This is a genomic window from SAR86 cluster bacterium (assembly GCA_023703575.1).
In the GTDB taxonomy this organism is placed as follows: Bacteria; Pseudomonadota; Gammaproteobacteria; order Magnimaribacterales; family Magnimaribacteraceae; genus Magnimaribacter.
Genome location: CP097969.1, coordinates 798,103 through 815,542, shown reverse-complemented (window position 1 = coordinate 815,542; position 17,440 = coordinate 798,103). Strand labels below are relative to the sequence as shown.

17 protein-coding genes are annotated in these 17,440 nt (G+C 35.2%); 14 read left to right on the top strand and 3 right to left on the bottom strand.

The window, feature by feature from the left end; all coding sequences use genetic code 11:
• The first annotated feature begins 66 nt into the window (after positions 1–66).
• The 11 genes from M9C83_04130 to nqrM all read left to right on the top strand — a co-directional run bounded on the left by M9C83_04130 (position 67) and on the right by nqrM (position 10,972).
• Complete coding sequence (locus M9C83_04130; GenBank protein ID URQ65849.1) at positions 67–1,260, top strand: acyl-CoA dehydrogenase family protein; 1,194 nt, start codon at positions 67–69, stop codon at positions 1,258–1,260.
• 2 nt (positions 1,261–1,262) lie between these two features.
• Positions 1,263–2,390 carry an acyl-CoA dehydrogenase family protein gene (locus tag M9C83_04125; protein URQ65848.1) on the top strand — a complete coding sequence of 376 codons (1,128 nt, stop codon included), beginning with the start codon at positions 1,263–1,265 and terminating at the stop codon, positions 2,388–2,390.
• A complete protein-coding gene (locus tag M9C83_04120) occupies positions 2,391–3,872 on the top strand; it encodes a glyceraldehyde-3-phosphate dehydrogenase (protein URQ65847.1) in 1,482 nt (493 codons plus the stop codon).
• A 69-nt stretch (positions 3,873–3,941) separates the two neighbouring features.
• A complete protein-coding gene (locus M9C83_04115) occupies positions 3,942–5,294 on the top strand; it encodes a Na(+)-translocating NADH-quinone reductase subunit A (GenBank protein ID URQ65846.1) in 1,353 nt (450 codons plus the stop codon).
• Positions 5,295–6,500 carry an NADH:ubiquinone reductase (Na(+)-transporting) subunit B gene (locus tag M9C83_04110; GenBank protein URQ65845.1) on the top strand — a complete coding sequence of 402 codons (1,206 nt, stop codon included), beginning with the start codon at positions 5,295–5,297 and terminating at the stop codon, positions 6,498–6,500.
• The gene (locus M9C83_04105; protein URQ65844.1) at positions 6,500–7,282 is read left to right on the top strand and encodes a Na(+)-translocating NADH-quinone reductase subunit C; all 783 of its coding nucleotides are present in this window, start codon (positions 6,500–6,502) and stop codon (positions 7,280–7,282) included. Before M9C83_04110 ends, M9C83_04105 begins: the two co-directional genes overlap by 1 nt.
• On the top strand, positions 7,275–7,943 hold the full coding sequence (locus M9C83_04100; protein ID URQ65843.1) for an NADH:ubiquinone reductase (Na(+)-transporting) subunit D: 669 nt from the start codon (positions 7,275–7,277) through the stop codon (positions 7,941–7,943). The genes M9C83_04105 and M9C83_04100 overlap by 8 nt, the downstream gene beginning before the upstream one ends.
• A complete protein-coding gene (gene nqrE / locus M9C83_04095) occupies positions 7,943–8,542 on the top strand; it encodes an NADH:ubiquinone reductase (Na(+)-transporting) subunit E (GenBank protein ID URQ65842.1) in 600 nt (199 codons plus the stop codon). The genes M9C83_04100 and nqrE overlap by 1 nt, the downstream gene beginning before the upstream one ends.
• Before the next feature lies 1 nt (position 8,543).
• Positions 8,544–9,776, top strand: a complete 1,233-nt coding sequence (gene nqrF, locus M9C83_04090) for an NADH:ubiquinone reductase (Na(+)-transporting) subunit F (GenBank protein ID URQ65841.1) — start codon at positions 8,544–8,546, stop codon at positions 9,774–9,776.
• 3 nt (positions 9,777–9,779) lie between these two features.
• Complete coding sequence (locus M9C83_04085) at positions 9,780–10,793, top strand: FAD:protein FMN transferase (protein URQ65840.1); 1,014 nt, start codon at positions 9,780–9,782, stop codon at positions 10,791–10,793.
• Positions 10,794–10,795: 2 nt separating this feature from the next.
• Complete coding sequence (nqrM, locus tag M9C83_04080) at positions 10,796–10,972, top strand: (Na+)-NQR maturation NqrM (protein ID URQ65839.1); 177 nt, start codon at positions 10,796–10,798, stop codon at positions 10,970–10,972.
• 38 nt (positions 10,973–11,010) lie between these two features.
• On the opposite strand, the gene M9C83_04075 is transcribed toward nqrM, so the two are convergent.
• Both M9C83_04075 and purB read right to left on the bottom strand, forming a co-directional pair.
• Entirely contained in the window at positions 11,011–12,591 is a 1,581-nt protein-coding gene (locus M9C83_04075) for an isocitrate lyase (GenBank protein URQ65838.1), read from the bottom strand.
• Positions 12,592–12,715: 124 nt separating this feature from the next.
• Positions 12,716–14,077 carry an adenylosuccinate lyase gene (gene purB / locus M9C83_04070; protein URQ65837.1) on the bottom strand — a complete coding sequence of 454 codons (1,362 nt, stop codon included), beginning with the start codon at positions 14,075–14,077 and terminating at the stop codon, positions 12,716–12,718.
• A gap of 17 nt (positions 14,078–14,094) precedes the next feature.
• Here purB and M9C83_04065 point away from each other — a divergent pair, with 17 nt between their 5' ends.
• The 3 genes from M9C83_04065 (at position 14,095) to M9C83_04055 (ending at position 16,390) form a co-directional block, all read left to right on the top strand.
• Positions 14,095–15,423 carry an amidohydrolase family protein gene (locus M9C83_04065; protein URQ65836.1) on the top strand — a complete coding sequence of 443 codons (1,329 nt, stop codon included), beginning with the start codon at positions 14,095–14,097 and terminating at the stop codon, positions 15,421–15,423.
• 6 nt (positions 15,424–15,429) lie between these two features.
• Positions 15,430–16,041, top strand: a complete 612-nt coding sequence (locus M9C83_04060) for a glutathione S-transferase family protein (protein URQ65835.1) — start codon at positions 15,430–15,432, stop codon at positions 16,039–16,041.
• 88 nt (positions 16,042–16,129) lie between these two features.
• A complete protein-coding gene (locus M9C83_04055) occupies positions 16,130–16,390 on the top strand; it encodes a GIY-YIG nuclease family protein (protein ID URQ65834.1) in 261 nt (86 codons plus the stop codon).
• On the opposite strand, the gene mnmA is transcribed toward M9C83_04055, so the two are convergent.
• Entirely contained in the window at positions 16,358–17,425 is a 1,068-nt protein-coding gene (gene mnmA, locus M9C83_04050; GenBank protein URQ65833.1) for a tRNA 2-thiouridine(34) synthase MnmA, read from the bottom strand. The two genes, M9C83_04055 and mnmA, sit on opposite strands and share 33 nt — an antisense overlap.
• Positions 17,426–17,440 lie beyond the last annotated feature (15 nt).

The following is a 17,440-nucleotide window of genomic DNA, read 5'->3' as shown; positions in this document are numbered from 1 at the left end:
TCCTAAAAAAAAAGCAAATTATATATGGAAGTGTATAATTATTTTTTTTTATTACATAGGAACAAAATGGACTTAAAATTTTCAGAAGCAGATGTTACTTTTAGAGAAGAAGTTGTTAACTTTTTAGAGACTGAATATCCGGATGATATCAAAGAGAAACAAGATAAAAGGATTCCTCTTGAAAAAGACGAAATTGTCAGATGGCAACAAATTCTAAATAAGAAAGGTTGGTTTGCCATCAACTGGCCAACTGATTATACAAATCAAGCAGAACTTTCTGTCACTCAGAAATATATTCTTCAAGAAGAGCTAGCAAAAGCTAACACACCGACAACTATTCCATTTGGTGTTGGTATGTGCGCGCCTGTTGTTTATACATTCGGCACCGATGAACAGAAAAAAAAGTTTCTTCCTTCTATATTAAATAGTGAAGTATGGTGGTGCCAAGGCTATTCTGAACCGGGTTCAGGATCAGATCTCGCTTCTTTAAAAACCAAAGCAGAATTGAAAGAAGATAAGTATATTGTTAACGGAGCCAAAACTTGGACAACATTGGCTCAACATGCTGATTGGATATTTTGCCTTGTGCGGACCGAAACCACTGACATCAAGCAAGAAGGAATAAGTTTCCTACTCATCGACATGAAAACACCTGGAATAGAGGTTAAGCCAATAATAACTATTGATGGTTCGCATGAAGTTAATATGGTGTACTTTGATAACGTTGAGGTGCCTGCTGAAAATCTAGTAGGTGAGCAAGGCCAAGGATGGAATATAGCAAAATTTTTATTAGCTCATGAAAGAAGTGGAATAGCGGGTATTGCAGCCTTAAAAAGAGAACTATCTAGACTTAAGGATTTATCATCAGATATACCATTAGGTGAAGGAACATTGCTTGAAGATGTTCAGTTTAGAAATAAAATTGAAGAAACTGAAATCGAACTTACTGCTACTGAGTTTACCGAGCTTCGAACACTTGCAGCAATGTCTCAAGGTGGCTCTCCTGGTGCAGAATCTTCCATATTAAAAATTAAAGGCACTGAATTACAACAAACTATTTCAGAGCTTTTCGTTGAAATGTTAGCTTACTACGCTCATCCCTTTTACTTAGAGAACGAGATTGGTACAAATGAAACAGTTGGACCGGACTATGCAGCGCCTGTAATGCCTCATTATTTAAACTACAGAAAAGTATCTATATATGGTGGAAGTAATGAAATTCAACGAAATGTCATTTCTAAGGCAATATTGGGGTTATAACAATGGATTTTACTTTTAATGAAGAACAAACATTAATTCAAGATCAAGTTGATCAGTTTGTTCAAAAAGAATACGACTGGGAAACGAGACAATCTTTATCTAATTCTGATCTAGGATTTGGTGAATCTAACTGGCAAAAGTTTGCTGAACTAGGTTGGCTAGGTATAAGTGTCTCTGAAGATAGTGGAGGGTTCGGTGGGTCTGCAATTGAGTCCATGCTAATTATGGAGGCTTTTGGAAAAGGACTCGTAGTAGAGCCATTTTTAGAAACTATGATCATGGCCGGAAGCCTTATTGATGATCATGGTTCTGATGAACAAAAGTCATCCATTTTAGAGCCTGCAATTTCAGGAGAAATGCATCTTGCTCTAGCATATGCAGAACCACAAAGCAGATTCAATTTATCAGATGTTGTTACAGAGGCTAAATCTGAGGGTGAAAATTATATTTTGAATGGATACAAGTCAGTAGTTATGAACGGTCCTTCTGCTAATAAAATCATTATCTCAGCAAGAACTTCAAGCTCTCAATTAGACGAAAATGGTATAACTTTATTTATAGTGGATTCTGATTCTAAAGGATTGTCGAAAACAAATTATAAAACTGTAGATGGAAGAAGAGCATCAGATCTAACCATAGAAAATGTTTCTGTTTCAAAAGACAACATTATAGGTAATTTAGATTCAGGTTTTGAGATTTTAGATTCTGCCATTGATAAAGCGATTCTTGCAATTTCAGCAGAGGCTGTAGGCGCGATGGAGGTTCTTTATAAAACAACAGTGGAATATACAAAAACCAGAGAACAATTCGGTACTCCAATAGGTAAATTCCAAGTTTTGCAACATAGAATGGTGGATATGTTCATGGAGTATGAACAATGTAAGTCTCTCCTCTACATGGCAACTATGAAACATGAAGAAGGAGCTTCTGATGCAAAAAAAGCTATATCAGGCTTAAAATATCAAGTCGGTAAAGCTGGTAAATTTATTGGTCAACAAGCTGTTCAACTTCATGGTGGTATGGGTGTTACTGATGAGTTAAATGTGGGACATTACTTTAAAAGGCTCACAACTGTAGGGACGATTTTTGGTAATACAGATTACCACCTCAAAAAATATACCTCTCTTTAGATGAAAAAAAATCAGCCCGATCAAAGGACTCGTCCTGAGCTTCCAAAAGATCCTTTTGGCGACTTTCAATATAGACAAGCATTAGCAGAAGAGATGCTTCCTATGATTGGAAGAATCTATAGAGACAATGTCCATCTTCTTTTATATGGAAAGCCACTGGTGAACTTATCAGTTTCAGAAATTATGAATGCTCATAGATTTGTAAGAGAAACCGAAAACAATGAGATGAGTGAATTTGAAACCTATCAAGTCATTGTAGCTCTTAGTGATCTAGAATTAGGACCGGCTGAAGTTGACATTGGAATTATTGCTGCAGCATACCTGTTTGATGATAAGGATCTCTCTATCGAAGATTTCGTAAAAGAATCAGTAAATGATTTGATTGGCACTAAAGGATCAATATTGGAACAAGCGCAGGATGTTGTTCTTTATGGTTTTGGAAGAATAGGAAGATTGTTAACAAGAATGTTAATTCAAGATTCTGGTGGAGGAGATAATCTAAGGTTGCGAGCAATAGTAGTTAGAAAAGCTGTCGATGATGACATCATTAAAAGAGCAAATCTAATGAGAACTGATTCTGTTCATGGTCCCTTCAAAGGAACAATTCGTGTTATAGAAGAAGAGAACAAATTAATCATAAATGGTAATGAAGTAAAAATAATTTATGCCAACGATCCTTCAGAGATTGACTATACTGACTTCGGCATAAATAAAGCTTTACTGATTGACAATACTGGAGTCTGGAGAACAAAAGAAGGTTTAAATACTCATTTAAGTTGCAATGGAATTTCTAAGGTACTACTTACTGCCCCAGCAAAAGAAGGTATAAAAAACATTGTTCATGGTATAAATAACGAAATTATAGATAATGATGAAATCTTAGGAGCTGCTTCATGTACAACGAATGCTATAGTTCCAACTTTAAAAGTCCTAAATGATGAGTTTAATATTATCTCAGGTCACATCGAGAGCGTACATTCCTACACTAATGATCAGAATCTAATAGATAATTTCCACAAAAAAGCTCGAAGAGGAAGGAGTGCAGCCCTTAACATGGTGATTACTGAAACTGGAGCGGGAAAAGCAGTAGGTCAGGTGCTTCCTGAACTTATAGGCAAATTGACAGCAAATGCTGTAAGAGTTCCTACTCCAAATGTATCTCTCGCAATAATGAATCTTCAACTAGGTAAAGAAACTTCGTTAGAAGAGCTCAATAACTTCCTTAGACAACAGGCGTTTCATTCAGATTTAAAAGAACAGATCGGTTTTACAAATTCTCCAGAAGTTGTTTCTACAGATTTTGTAGGGGATAGGCATGCAGGCATAATTGATTCAGCTGCGACAATCGTAAATGGAGATAAATGTGTTCTTTACGTTTGGTATGACAATGAGTTTGGATATACCGCACAACTTTTGGGATTGGCAAAAGAGATGGTCGGATTAACTTATCAACGATATCCAAATTTTAGCGAAACATCCTAGTAAATTAGACCTCAGATCATTATAATACCACCGCGCTCTAGGGTACTTTTCCCATACATCAAATAGGGAATGATTAGAATAAAAAAAGGTTTAGATATACCCATATACGGCTCACCTGCCGAAGATATAGTTGACTCCAAAAAAAGCAGATCTGTTGCTATTTTGGGAAGCGACTATATTGGCATGAAACCCACCATGTTAGTTAAAGAAGGTGATAGTGTAAAAATAGGGCAACCTCTCTTTGAAGATAAGAAAAATCCAGGAGTCCTTGTTACATCACCAGCAGGTGGTAGGGTTGAAGCAATAAATCGTGGAGACAGAAGGGTCTTACAATCAATTGTCATAGAAATTTCTCAAGCAGAGGATTCTGTTCAGTTTGACAATTTTACAGTAGATACTTTAAAAAACTGCTCTTCAAATGTTATCAGAGACCAGCTTATAGAATCTGGTATGTGGACATCCTTTAGAACTAGACCCTACAGTAAGGTCCCAACTGTAAAATCATTACCTGCTAACATATTTATCTCGGCTATTGATACTCAACCTTTAAGTCCTAACCCTGAAATAATTATTAACTTGAGTAAAGAAGATTTCGACTTTGGGCTTTTGGTTCTAAAGCAATTAGTTGAGTGTCCAATTCATGTCTCTGTTTCTAATAATTCTTCGCTTGAAATACAAGAAGATGACCAACTTAAAAGACACATATTCTCTGGTCCACATCCTGCTGGGCTCGTAGGGACTCACATGCATTTTATTTCTCCTGCTTCTTTAACCAATGTTAATTGGACTATTGGTTATCAAGATATTATTGCGATTGGAAAGTTGTTTAAGTCTGGGTACATTGATAACGATAGAATAGTTTCTTTGGCTGGACCTCAAGTAAATAGTCCGAGCTACATTAAAACAAGACTTGGAGCTTCTACAGAAGAAATAACAGCCGGAGAACTGACACAGAGAGAAAATAGAATTATTTCAGGATCAATCATATCTGGAAGAGAAGCTATCGGCCCCTTTGCTTATTTAGGGAGATACCATAATCAAATTTCAGTAATAGCTGAGCCTAATTCCAAAGATAGAGAGTTTATGAACTGGCTCACTCCTGGTCCAAGAAAATTTTCAAAGATGCCAGTATTTCTCTCTTCCTTATTTCCCAAGAAAGTTTTTAAATTTAAAGCTTTAATGAATGGTTCAGACCGTCCTATAGTGCCAATTGGCTCATATGAAGAAGTTTTACCATTCAACATGCTGCCAATAATGCTTCTTAGAAACATTGTTTTATTGGATACAGAAAAATTACAAGCATTAGGGGGACTAGAGTTAGATGAAGAAGATCTTTCTTTATGTAGCTATATTTGCCCAGGAAAATATGATTTTGGCTCTTTATTAAGAGCTGGACTTACAAAAATTGAGGTTGAAGGATAGATGAAACCATTAAGAAAATTTCTAGATGGTTTGAAACCTAGGTTCACTAGTGGGGGTTCTTTAGAAAAATACTTTCCCATATATGATGTTGTTGAGAATCTTTTTTATTCTTCTGACAAAAGAACTTTTGGATCTGTTCATGTAAGAGATAGTGTAGATCTACAAAAAGTTATGGTTGTGGTTTGGATGGCTACATTTCCTGCCATGTTCTATGGTATGTATAACTTGGGATATCAGTCACTCGCTGCTTTTGAAGAATTGGGAACTATAAACAAAGATGATTGGCACTTCTTTTTTATAGATATATTTTGCAACTATGACCCTAAAAGTATAGTTGACTGTATTTGGTTTGGAGCATGCTATTTCATACCTATTTACCTTGTTACCTTTATAGTAGGAATAGCATGGGAAGTAGTATTTGCCATTTTCAGAGGACATGAAATCAATGAAGGTGCTTTTGTAACAACTGTTTTATTCGCATTATGTTGTCCTCCCGATGCTCCCCTGTGGCAAGTGGCAGTTGGAATAAGTTTTGGTATCGTTGTTGCAAAAGAAATATTCGGAGGCACAGGAAAAAACTTTCTAAATCCCGCTTTAGCTGGAAGAGCATTTCTTTATTTTGCCTACCCAGTAGATTGGTCTGGCGATTCTGTTTGGGTTGCAGTTGACGGTTATAGCTCACCAACAATATTAGGAATAGGAGCGCAAGAAGGTCTTAATGGAATACAGTCTCAATATTCATGGAGCGACGCATTTTTTGGCTCAATACCGGGTTCAATAGGTGAAACTTCAACTTTGTTTATTCTTATAGGTTTGATAGTTCTCCTCTATACAAGGATTGCTTCATGGCGGATAATTGCCGGAGTCTTACTAGGAACATTCTTAACATCAGAATTATTTAATTTAATTGGTTCAGATAGCAATCCAATGTTTTCATTGCCTTTTCACTGGCACTTAGTAATTGGAGGCTTCGCTTTCGGCCTAACATTTATGGCTGTCGAGCCAGTTTCTGGTTCTCATACAAATTTAGGTAGATGGTATTACGGAATTTTAATTGGAGTAATGGTGGTATTGATCAGAGTTGTCAATCCAGCTTATCCAGAAGGTATGATGCTGGCAATTTTATTTGCAAATTTATTTGCGCCACTTATTGATCATTTTGTTCAAGAGAGAAATATCAAACAAAGATTGAGGAGGGCAAACTAATGAACAATAACGATACAATCAGAAAAACTCTTATTGTCGCAGTCTCACTATGCCTTGTTTGTTCTGCTTTAATTTCTTTTTCAGCCGTTGAACTTAGAGATCTTCAAGAAGCTAACAAGACACTTGATAAACAAAGTAAGATACTTTCTGCTGCTGGTTTGCTTGACGATGAAACTGATGTAACTGAGCTCTTTCAGTCTATAGAAGCACGAATAGTTAATCTAGAAACTGGTGAGTTTGATTCTGAAATTAGTTTAACTGATTATGAAGAAAGCGCCTTTTCTAGAAATCCAGCTACATCTATTGAACTGACCGCTGAAAATGACATTGCACTTCTAAAAAGACGTGAGAATTTCCAAACAGTCTATCTTCATTATGATTTCGATTCTTTAAACGCCGTTATCTTGCCTGTGAGAGGTTATGGACTATGGGGAACTATGAAAGGTTATCTAGCTCTTGAACCAGATCTTAAAACAATCATTGGATTAGAGTTTTTCGATCATAAAGAAACACCTGGTCTTGGTGGTGAGATAGATAATCCTAAGTGGAAATCCATATGGAAAGGAAAGGAGATATATTCTGATTCTGGAGATATCCTTATTTCTGTAATTAAAGGCTCTGTTGATAAAAGCAGTACTCTTGCAAAATATCAAGTTGACGGCTTATCTGGTGCAACCATTACAAGTAATGGAGTTACAAATTTACTTTCTTTTTGGCTTGGTGATATGGGTTATGGGCCTCTAATAGACCGACTTAAGCAAAGCGAGGTAAAAGATGTCTAAAGCGAAAGAAGTTTTACTCAATCCTATCTTTAATGACAATCCTATTGCATTGCAAATCTTAGGCATTTGTTCTGCACTTGCTGTTACGGGCAACCTCTACATAACATTAATAATGTGTGTTGCTCTAACTACCGTTGTAACCTTGTCAAATCTTTCTGTATCTCTAATAAGAAATCATATCCCAACGAATATTAGAATCATTGTACAGATATCTATAATAGCCACACTTGTCATGCTTGTAGATGAAGTCTTACAAGCTTTCGATTATGAGAGTAGTAAGACATTGTCAGTATTTGTCGGTTTAATCGTTACTAATTGCATAGTTATGGGTAGAGCAGAAGCCTTTGCCATGAAGAATGGGCCAATGATGAGCGCTATTGATGGTTTTGGCAATGGGCTTGGTTACAGCGTTATCTTAATTGTTATTGCCATCATAAGAGAATTCATAGGTGCTGGAACATTTTATGGAATTGAAATAATGCCTCTGACAACTAATGGTGGATGGTATCTTGCAAATAACTTTTTCTTAACTCCAGCAAGTTCTTTTTTCATCATAGGATTTACTATATGGGCACTCAGACAATGGAAAACAGAACAAATAGAAGAACCAGAATTTAAGATATCTAATAATAGTCTTGAAAGTGAGAAGGGAGCAGCTTAATGCTAGAAGCTTATCTTAGTATTTTTATTAAAGCTGTCTTCATTGAGAATATAGCGATCAACTTTTTTCTTGGCATGTGTACTTTTCTTGCCATTTCCAAAAGAATCCAACCTGCGATTGGTTTAGGGATTGCCGTTATTGTTGTATTAGGACTTGCAGTGCCAATAAATAACTTAATTTTCAATTATTTCTTAAAAGCAGATGCACTCTTTCCTGGTTCAGATTTACATTTCGTAGGACTCATATGTTACATAGGAATTATTGCGGCTTTAGTACAAATACTAGAAATGTTTTTAGATCGTTATATTCCAGCTCTTTATAATGCACTTGGTGTATTTTTACCTTTAATTACAGTTAACTGTGCAATTCTAGGTGGAGTACTTTTTTCTATTGAAAGAAACCTAGAATTTACCGAAAGCATAGTTTACGGACTAGGGGCAGGAACTGGTTGGGCTCTTGCCATCGTTGCTTTAGCTGGAATAACAGAGAGGTTAAAATATGCCGATATACCTGAGGGCCTGCAAGGGTTGGGTATAACTTTCATAACAGTAGGACTAATGTGTTTTGGTTTCTTATCATTCGGAGGAATATCTTTATAAAATGAACTTTATTCAAAATGAAATCGTACTTGGTGTACTTGTTTTTACAATCGCAGTTAATTTGATGGTTTTTGTAATTCTTGGTGCAAGGAAACTTTTAGTTTCTTCAGGCAATATCAATATATCTATGAACGATGCTGCGAAATCCATTGAGGTAGAGGCTGGAGGAAAATTGCTGCAAACTTTAGCTGCTCAGAATTTATTCTTATCATCTGCCTGTGGTGGAGGTGGTACTTGTGCTCAATGTAAATGTAAGGTTATAAGTGGTGGAGGATCTATTCTTCCAACTGAAGAATCTCATTTCACTAATAAAGAAAAAAAAGAAGGTTGGAGACTATCTTGCCAGGTTCCTGTGAAAGACGATATGGAAATAGTTGTACCAGACGAAGTCTTTGGTGCTAGGAAATGGGAATGTGAAGTTATTTCAAATAAAAATGTTGCGACTTTTATTAAAGAACTTGTTCTCAAATTACCTGAAGGAGAAGAAGTAGCTTTTAAAGCTGGGGGTTATGTTCAAATGGAAATTCCTCCATATGAATTAGATTACAAATCTTTTGATATCGAAGAAGAATATCATGGAGATTGGGATAGATTTGGTGTTTGGGAGAACTCCTCAAAGACACTTGAACCAGTCATTAGAGCTTACTCTATGGCCAATTATCCAAATGAAAAAGGAATAATGAAATTCAATATCAGAATTGCTTCACCCCCTCCTGGTACAGATTTTCCTGCAGGTGAAATGAGTTCATATATTTTTAATTTAAAAGAAGGCGATACTCTCACTATATTCGGACCTTTTGGAGAATTTTTTGCAGAAGAGACTGATGCAGAGATGGTGTTCATTGGTGGCGGTGCAGGTATGGCGCCAATGAGATCTCATATTTTTGATCAATTACTGAGATTAAACTCCAAACGTAAAATCACTTTCTTTTACGGAGCTAGAAGTTTAACAGAAATGTTCTACACAGATGAATATGACAAATTAGCTGAAGAACATGATAATTTTGAATGGCATGTAGCCTTATCTGATCCTTTACCTGAAGACAATTGGGAAGGACATACAGGCTTCATTCATCAAGTCATTCATGACCAATATCTAAAGGATCATCCTGCACCAGAAGATTGTGAATATTATATGTGTGGTCCACCTCCAATGATGGCAGCATGTTTTGATATGCTAGATAGTCTTGGAGTCGAGCCTGAAGCAATAAAATTTGACGACTTTGGCAGTTAAAGTTTGATCCAAAAAACTTTTCCAATACTGATTTTATTCATCTTAATATCAGTCATAGCATTAAGTTTATTTTTAGATGATGATGAACCTCAAAGAATTGAAGGCAGTATTATGGGGACCACTTATAATATTATTGCTTTTTCTGAATACGATAATTTAGAGCAATCAATATATGATTCTTTTAATTCAGTAAATTTATCAATGTCAACTTATCTAAATGATTCACTGATAAACAAAGTAAATTACTCTGACATAAATGAATGGGTAGAAGTTTCTCAAGACTTCATTGAAGTCCTAAGATATGCAGTTGATACATGTATAAAATCTAAAGGTCTATATGATGTTTCAATAGGTAAATTGGTAGATTCTTGGGGTTTTGGACCACTTGAAAAGAATCAAAAACCACTTCCGAAAGATATTCTGTATCTCAAAACTCAAGTTGGTTGTGATTCCATAGAGATAAATGAAGAAACACCAGCTGTCAAAAGAACAAGAGATGTTGCATTAGACTTCTCATCTATTGCTAAAGGTTTTGCGATTGATAAGGTATTTAAATATCTCTCTAGCGAAATGAGTATTGATAATCTATTTGTCGAATTAGGAGGAGAAATTAGGACTACCAAGTACAAGATTGATGAGACACCATGGAAAATAGGAGTCGTGAGTCCTTCAAAGCCTGACAAAATTGTTTATTCGTTTATTTCTAGTGACTATGACTCCTTTGCTATGGCTACTTCAGGCGATTATAGGAATATAAGAATTTTCAATAAAGAAGAATACAGTCATACAATAAATCCTAAAGTAGGTGCACCAAATAATTCGTCCAAGAAATCTGTTTCGGTAGTTTCCAATAATGCTATGATCGCTGATGCTCTAGCCACTGCTCTAAACGTAATGGAATTAGAAGCTGCAATGGATTATGCCAATGAATATCAAATTAAGGCTTTATTTATTTATGAGCAAGACGGCAAATCTAATTTATTATTTTCTAAAGAGCTACAAAAGGTTAAAATGTAAAAATGTTTGAAACTTTCTTAATTTTCATAGTCCTTCTGTTGATAATAACTCTTATGTCTGTAGGTTTATTTTTCGGTAAAAAGCCTATAGCCGGTTCATGTGGCGGACTATCTAATTTAGATCCAGATCGCGAATGTGAACTCTGTGGTGGAAATCCATCAAAATGCATAGAACAATAAAAAAGGGAGCCAAAGCTCCCTTTTTTTGTGAAAGTTAATTAGAACTGATTCATAGTATTATCTTTACCTGAAGCCTTTAAAGCTGCGTCTCCAGCAAAATATTCTTTATGATCATCTCCCATATCTGATCCAGCCATATTTTGATGTTTAACGCATGCGATGCCTTCACGTATTTCTTTTCTTTGCACACCTTTTACATAGCCTAGCATACCCTCATCACCAAAATATTCTTTTGCAAGATTATCAGTGGATAAAGCTGCAGTATGGTAAGTGGGGAGGGTGATTAGATGATGGAAAATACCAGCTTGCTTCGCAGCATCCGCTTGAAATGTTCTTATTTTTTCATCAGCCTCTAAACCAAGTTCACTGGTATCATATTTTTCATCCATTAGATTATCTCTGTCATAATCAGAAGTATCTTTTCCAGCTTTCTCCATTGCATCAAAAACTTGCTGTCTAAAATTTAATGTCCAATTAAAGGAAGGACTATTATTGTAAACAAGTTTGGCATTTGGAATAACTTTTCTAATTTCATCCATCATTGCACCAATTTGACCAATGTGAGGTTTTTCTGTCTCTATCCAAATAAGATCTGCACCATTTTGAAGGCTGGTAACTGAATCTAAAATACATCTCGCCTCACCGGTGCCCTCCATAAATCTATATAGATTGCTTGGAAGCCTTCTAGGTCTAACAACTTTTCCATGATAGTTGATGAGAACATCACCGTGTTTCATTTGATCCTCAGAAACAACTTCTAAATCTAGAAAGGAATTATATCGATCCCCAAGATCTCCTTCTTCATGAGTAATTGCTATTTGCTTTGTCAAACCAGCTCCTAAAGAGTCAGTTCTTGCAACTATCACTCCGTCATCGACTCCCAATTCTAAAAAAGCATAGCGAACTGCATTTATTTTAGCCAAGAAATCTGCATGGGGGACTGTCACTTTACCATCTTGATGTCCGCATTGTTTTTCGTCAGAAACTTGATTTTCAATTTGAATACAACAGGCTCCGGCTTCAATCATTTGTTTAGCCATTAGATAAGTGGCTTCTTCATTTCCAAAACCGGCATCAATATCTGCAATAATTGGAACAATATGTGTTTGGAAGTTATCTATTTTATTTTGTATGTCTGCTTTAGCGTCTTCTTCAGCCTCGTCTAATTGTCTAAATAAGTCTCCAAGTTCTCTAGCATCTGCTTGTTTTAAAAAGGTATAAAGTTCGTTAATCAAAGATGCGACTGTTGTTTTTTCGTGCATGGACTGGTCTGGAAGAGGTCCAAACTCAGATCTCAAGGCAGCAACCATCCAGCCAGACAGATATAAATACTTTTTATCTGTATTTCCAAAATGTTTCTTAATTGAAATAAGTTTTTGCTGTCCGATAAATCCATGCCAACAGCCTAAAGATTGTGTATAAGCTTCTGGATTAGCATCATACTCATCCATATCCTTTCTCATTATGGCCGCTGTGTACCTGGCTATATCAAGACCTGATTGAAACTGATTTTGAAGTTTCATTCTTGCTGCACTTTCAGGTTCAATGTTTATATTAGAAGCATTACCTTTGTTTTTTAGATCGGTAAGTTCTTGTATTAAATCTTTATAAGACGCCATTTTTCTCCCTTTTTCTTTATTTGAATTGACTATTATTCTCTAAAACTATTTCATCAAAACAAAATGAAATCTAGCTTTGAGGAGGCGTAAGTTTAACCAGATATTGTTATAAATCAACTAACTTTTAGGTCCTAGAAAGCTTCTCTGCGTAGCCTATATAGGAGAGAGGTGTTAATTCTAAAAGACGTTGCTTTTCGTCCTGCGGTACATCCATATTTTCTATGAAATTTATTAAATCAGATCTATTTAAATCTTTACCTCTAGATAGTTTCTTCATTAATTCATATCCGTTAGGTATATTATTTTTTCTTATAATTGTTTGAATAGCTTCAGTTAGAACTTCCCAGGAATCATTTAAATCTTCAATTAATTTTTCATTATTTAATTCAAGTTTATCTAAACCTTTTAATAGGGAATTGAGTGCGATGTTTATGTATCCGAAACATATACCTAGGTTCCTCATGACGGTAGAGTCTGTCAGATCCCTTTGCCATCTTGATATGGTAACTGTGTTACTAATATGGGTTAAGTTGGCATTAGCCATTCCGAAATTACCTTCTGCATTTTCAAAATCTATAGGATTGACCTTATGGGGCATTGTTGAAGAACCAACTTCGCCATCTTTTAATTTTTGCTTGAAATAGCCTAATGAAATGTACCCCCAAATATCCCTACTTAAATCTATAAGAACATTGTTTAGCTTTACATAATCACCAAGCAGCAAGGCAATTGAGTCTTTTGGTTCAACTTGAGTAGTATGACTGTTGAAATCAAGCTTTAAGCTTTTAACAAAATTTTTGGCTACTTTCTCCCAATCAATATTTGGATAAGCAATATGGTGAGCATTATAATTACCTACTGCGCCGTTAATTTTTCCTGTCATTTCATGTCGCTTTATCTCATTTGAAACTTTGTTTACTCTATGAAGGTAGTTTGAAAATTCTTTACCCATAGTAGTAGGAGAAGCACTTTGACCATGGGTTCTTGAAAGCATTGATTTTCCTGAATACCTTTTTGACAGAGATTTAATTTTTCTTTCTAGTTTAGTAATTAAAGCACCAATAATAGCTGAGGCATCTTTAATCATTAAAGCGTACGAAAGATTGTTTATATCTTCAGAAGTACATGCAAAATGTATAAATTCAGAATATTTGTCTAGTTTTTTCTGTTTTTTAAATTTTTCTTTTAAGAAATATTCAATAGCTTTGACATCATGATTAGTTTTGCTCTCAATAGCTTTGACACGTTTAGCATCATTGATGTCAAAATTATTAATTAAATCATTGAGATAGGTGATTTCTTTAATATTTAATTTAGGAAGTTCTTTTATCTTCGAATTACTTGAGAGGTGCAGGAACCATTTTATTTCAATGATAACTCGGTATTTAATTAGCCCGAATTCGCTAGTTATAGCCCTTAAATCTGATACAGATTGATTGTATCTGCCGTCTAAAGGCGAAATAGATAAAAGATTTTCAGATTTCATATTTCTATTATAACTTAATGTTTTTATTCCTTGCCTTGAAGATAAACTACATACAAACTATTGATATGGTAAAAATGTTTTTAGCTTTAGTTTTTTTCAGTATTAGCATTACAATCCATGCTAGAACATTAATTCATGCTGGTTATTTATTTAATGCTGAAAATGGGACTATTGAACCTCAAATGTCAATCGTCATTGATCAAGACAGAATAACTAATGTTCTTGAAGGATACGTTAACCCAGAACCTGATGATATTTACATAGATCTTACTGGTTACTATATTTTACCTGGGCTAATTGACATGCATGTTCATTTAACAAATCAAAGTTCAAGAAATGCCTATCTAGAGAGAGTGACTTTGAATGCTGCAGATTATGCTATCAGGGCAACAAAACATGCTAAAAACACACTAATAGCCGGCTTTACAACCGTTAGAAATTTGGGAGATTCAGATACGGTGACTATTTCCCTCAGAAATGCCATCGATAATGAAACCGTAATCGGACCCAGAATTTATTCTTCAGGCAAGACTATAACTACAACAGGAGGCCATGGCGATCCTTCAAACTCTCTTAACCAAAAATTAACCTCTGATTTAGGACCTAAAGATGGTGTCATGAATGGAGAGGAAGAAGCCATGGAGTCAGTAAGATTTCGTTATAAAGAAAATGCAGATCTTATTAAATTTACAGCAACTGGAGGAGTCCTGAGTAATGCTAAAGACGGTCAAAATCCTCAAATGACATTAAGCGAGATGAAAGCAATTGTTTCGACTGCAAAAGATTATGGGTTTAAGGTAGCTGCTCATGCGCACGGTGCTGAAGGAATTAAAAGAGCTGTATTAGCTGGAGTAGATTCGATAGAACATGGAACATTAATGGATAACGAAGGCGCAGCTTTAATGAGGGATAGAGGAGTATATTATGTTCCAACTCTTTTAGCAGGAAAATGGGTTTCAGATAAAGCTCTTTTAGAGGGTTATTATCCTCCCTTTGTAGAGAAGAAGGCATTAGAAATAGGTCCAAAGCTTCAGTCTACCTTTTCAATGGCTTATCAAGCCGGTGTTAAGATAGCCTTTGGAACAGACAGCGGAGTTTCTCCGCATGGAGAAAACGCCAAAGAATTCTCTTTGATGCTAAAAGGTGGCATGCCTGCAAAAGAAGCAATAATGAGTGCTACCATTTATGCAGCCGATTTATTGGGTGAAAAGGAAAACTTAGGAAGTATTGTAAAAGATAAATATGCGGATTTAATTGGAGTTTCAAGAAATCCTTTGGAGGATATAACAATTCTTGAGACAGTAGATTTTGTAATGAAAGGAGGTAAGGTTGTAAAAGAGCCTTAAGAACAAATGAAATTATTTAATTCAATGGGTCCAAACCCACATGTAGTCAGAATGTTTATAGCTGAACTCGGTCTTGATATTGAAACAATTGAAGTTGATTTGATGGCTGGTGAAAATAGACAAGAAGAACATCTAAAAAGAAATCCTTCTGGTCAAATGCCTGCCTTGGAGCTTGATAATGGAGATTACTTAGCAGAAATAACAGCAATTTGTGAATTTTTAGATGAAATAAATGGTCATAGTGATCTTATAGGTAAAACGCCTGAAGAAAGAGCTGAGACAAAAATGTGGGTTCGAAGAATTGATCTACAAATTATTGAGCCTTTAACAAATGGTTTTAGATCTGCTGAAGGATATGAACTCTTTAAAGATAGATTACATCTAATACCTCAAGCTGCAGATGATTTAAAGATGATTGCACAAGAACGATTACAATGGCTTGATAAACAACTTGAAGGAAAAGAATTTATTTGTGGCGATAGATTTACTCTAGCTGATATTATGCTTTATTGCTTCTTAAATTTTGGTGCTTCTGTTGGTCAAGTTATTAATGAGGAAAATAAAAATATTTCTAATCTTTATTCTAGATTAAGTGAGTTGGATTCAGCTTCAGCCTGATGGATAAAGAGGAAAGAATAAGAGCTTGGCTTTGTACTTTGGTTGTTATTATTGTACTGACTCTCTGGATCGTTTCTGCTTTGTCTGAATGAAATGGTGCGTGTATATTTTGAAGTGCTCTGACGGTAGTTTATATACCGGAATTAGTAACAGTCTTTCTAAAAGAATTGACACTCATAATTCCGGTAAAGGAGCAAAATATACTAAAAGTCGACTTCCAGTTACTCTTGTTTACGTAGAACATACTCACGATAAAAGTAGATCTCTAAAAAGAGAGATTGAGATTAAGAAGCTTACTAGATCTAGGAAAATAGAATTAATTAATGGTGCAAATCTCACCACCGCCTAAACATTTTTCATTTTTATAAATTACTACTGATTGACCCGGTGTGACAGATCTTTGTGGTTTATCAAATTTTACATTCAAAGCATTATCTTCAACATTGATTTCACATTTCTGATCTTCCTGCCTGTATCTTACCTTGGCAGTTCCCTCGAAGCTTGTCGGCAATGAATCTTCGAGTTTGAAGAGATTCTTTGTAGACAATTCTCTAGAAAATAATAGAGGATGGTCATTACCTTGGACGCACAAGAGTTCATTAGTTTTAAGATTCTTCTTAGCTACATACCAGGGAAGATCGGGAGATCCTTTAACACCGCCGATTCCTAGACCTTGTCTTTGCCCTAAGGTATAAAAAACTAATCCCTGATGAATTCCTATCACATCACCATTCTCATTTATTATGTTACCTTCCTGACCTGATAGATAGTTGGCTACAAATTCAGGAAAAGGCCTTTCACCGATAAAACAAATACCTGTACTATCCTTTTTATTGCTTGTTATAAGACTATTCTCTTTTGCTATTTGCCTCACATTCTCTTTTTTAAGTTCCCCCAATGGGAATATGGTTTTTTTTAAAACTTCCTTATCTATTGCGTGTAAGAAATAAGATTGATCTTTAGAATTATCTATACCTTTATATAAGCCTTGATTATCAGTTATCGCATAATGCCCGGTAGCTATAAAGTCATAATCATTAGACATTGCGTAATTATAAAATTCTTTAAATTTAATCTCTTTGTTGCATAAAATATCCGGATTAGGTGTATTTCCAGTCATTAATTCAGATAGAAAATAAGAAAAGACTGATTCTTTATATTCCTTTGAAAAACTTATTTGTTCTAAAGGAATTTTTAATTGATCAGACACAAACACTGCATCCATGAAATCTTCTTTTGCGCTGCAATATGGAGAGCCATCATCATCATCCCAATTTTTCATAAAAAGAGCATGTACTTCATAACCTTGTTCTTTTAGCAACAAAGCTGTAACAGATGAATCTACTCCTCCAGATAGTCCAACCAGTACTTTTCCTTTACTCATTTAGCTCAATTAACC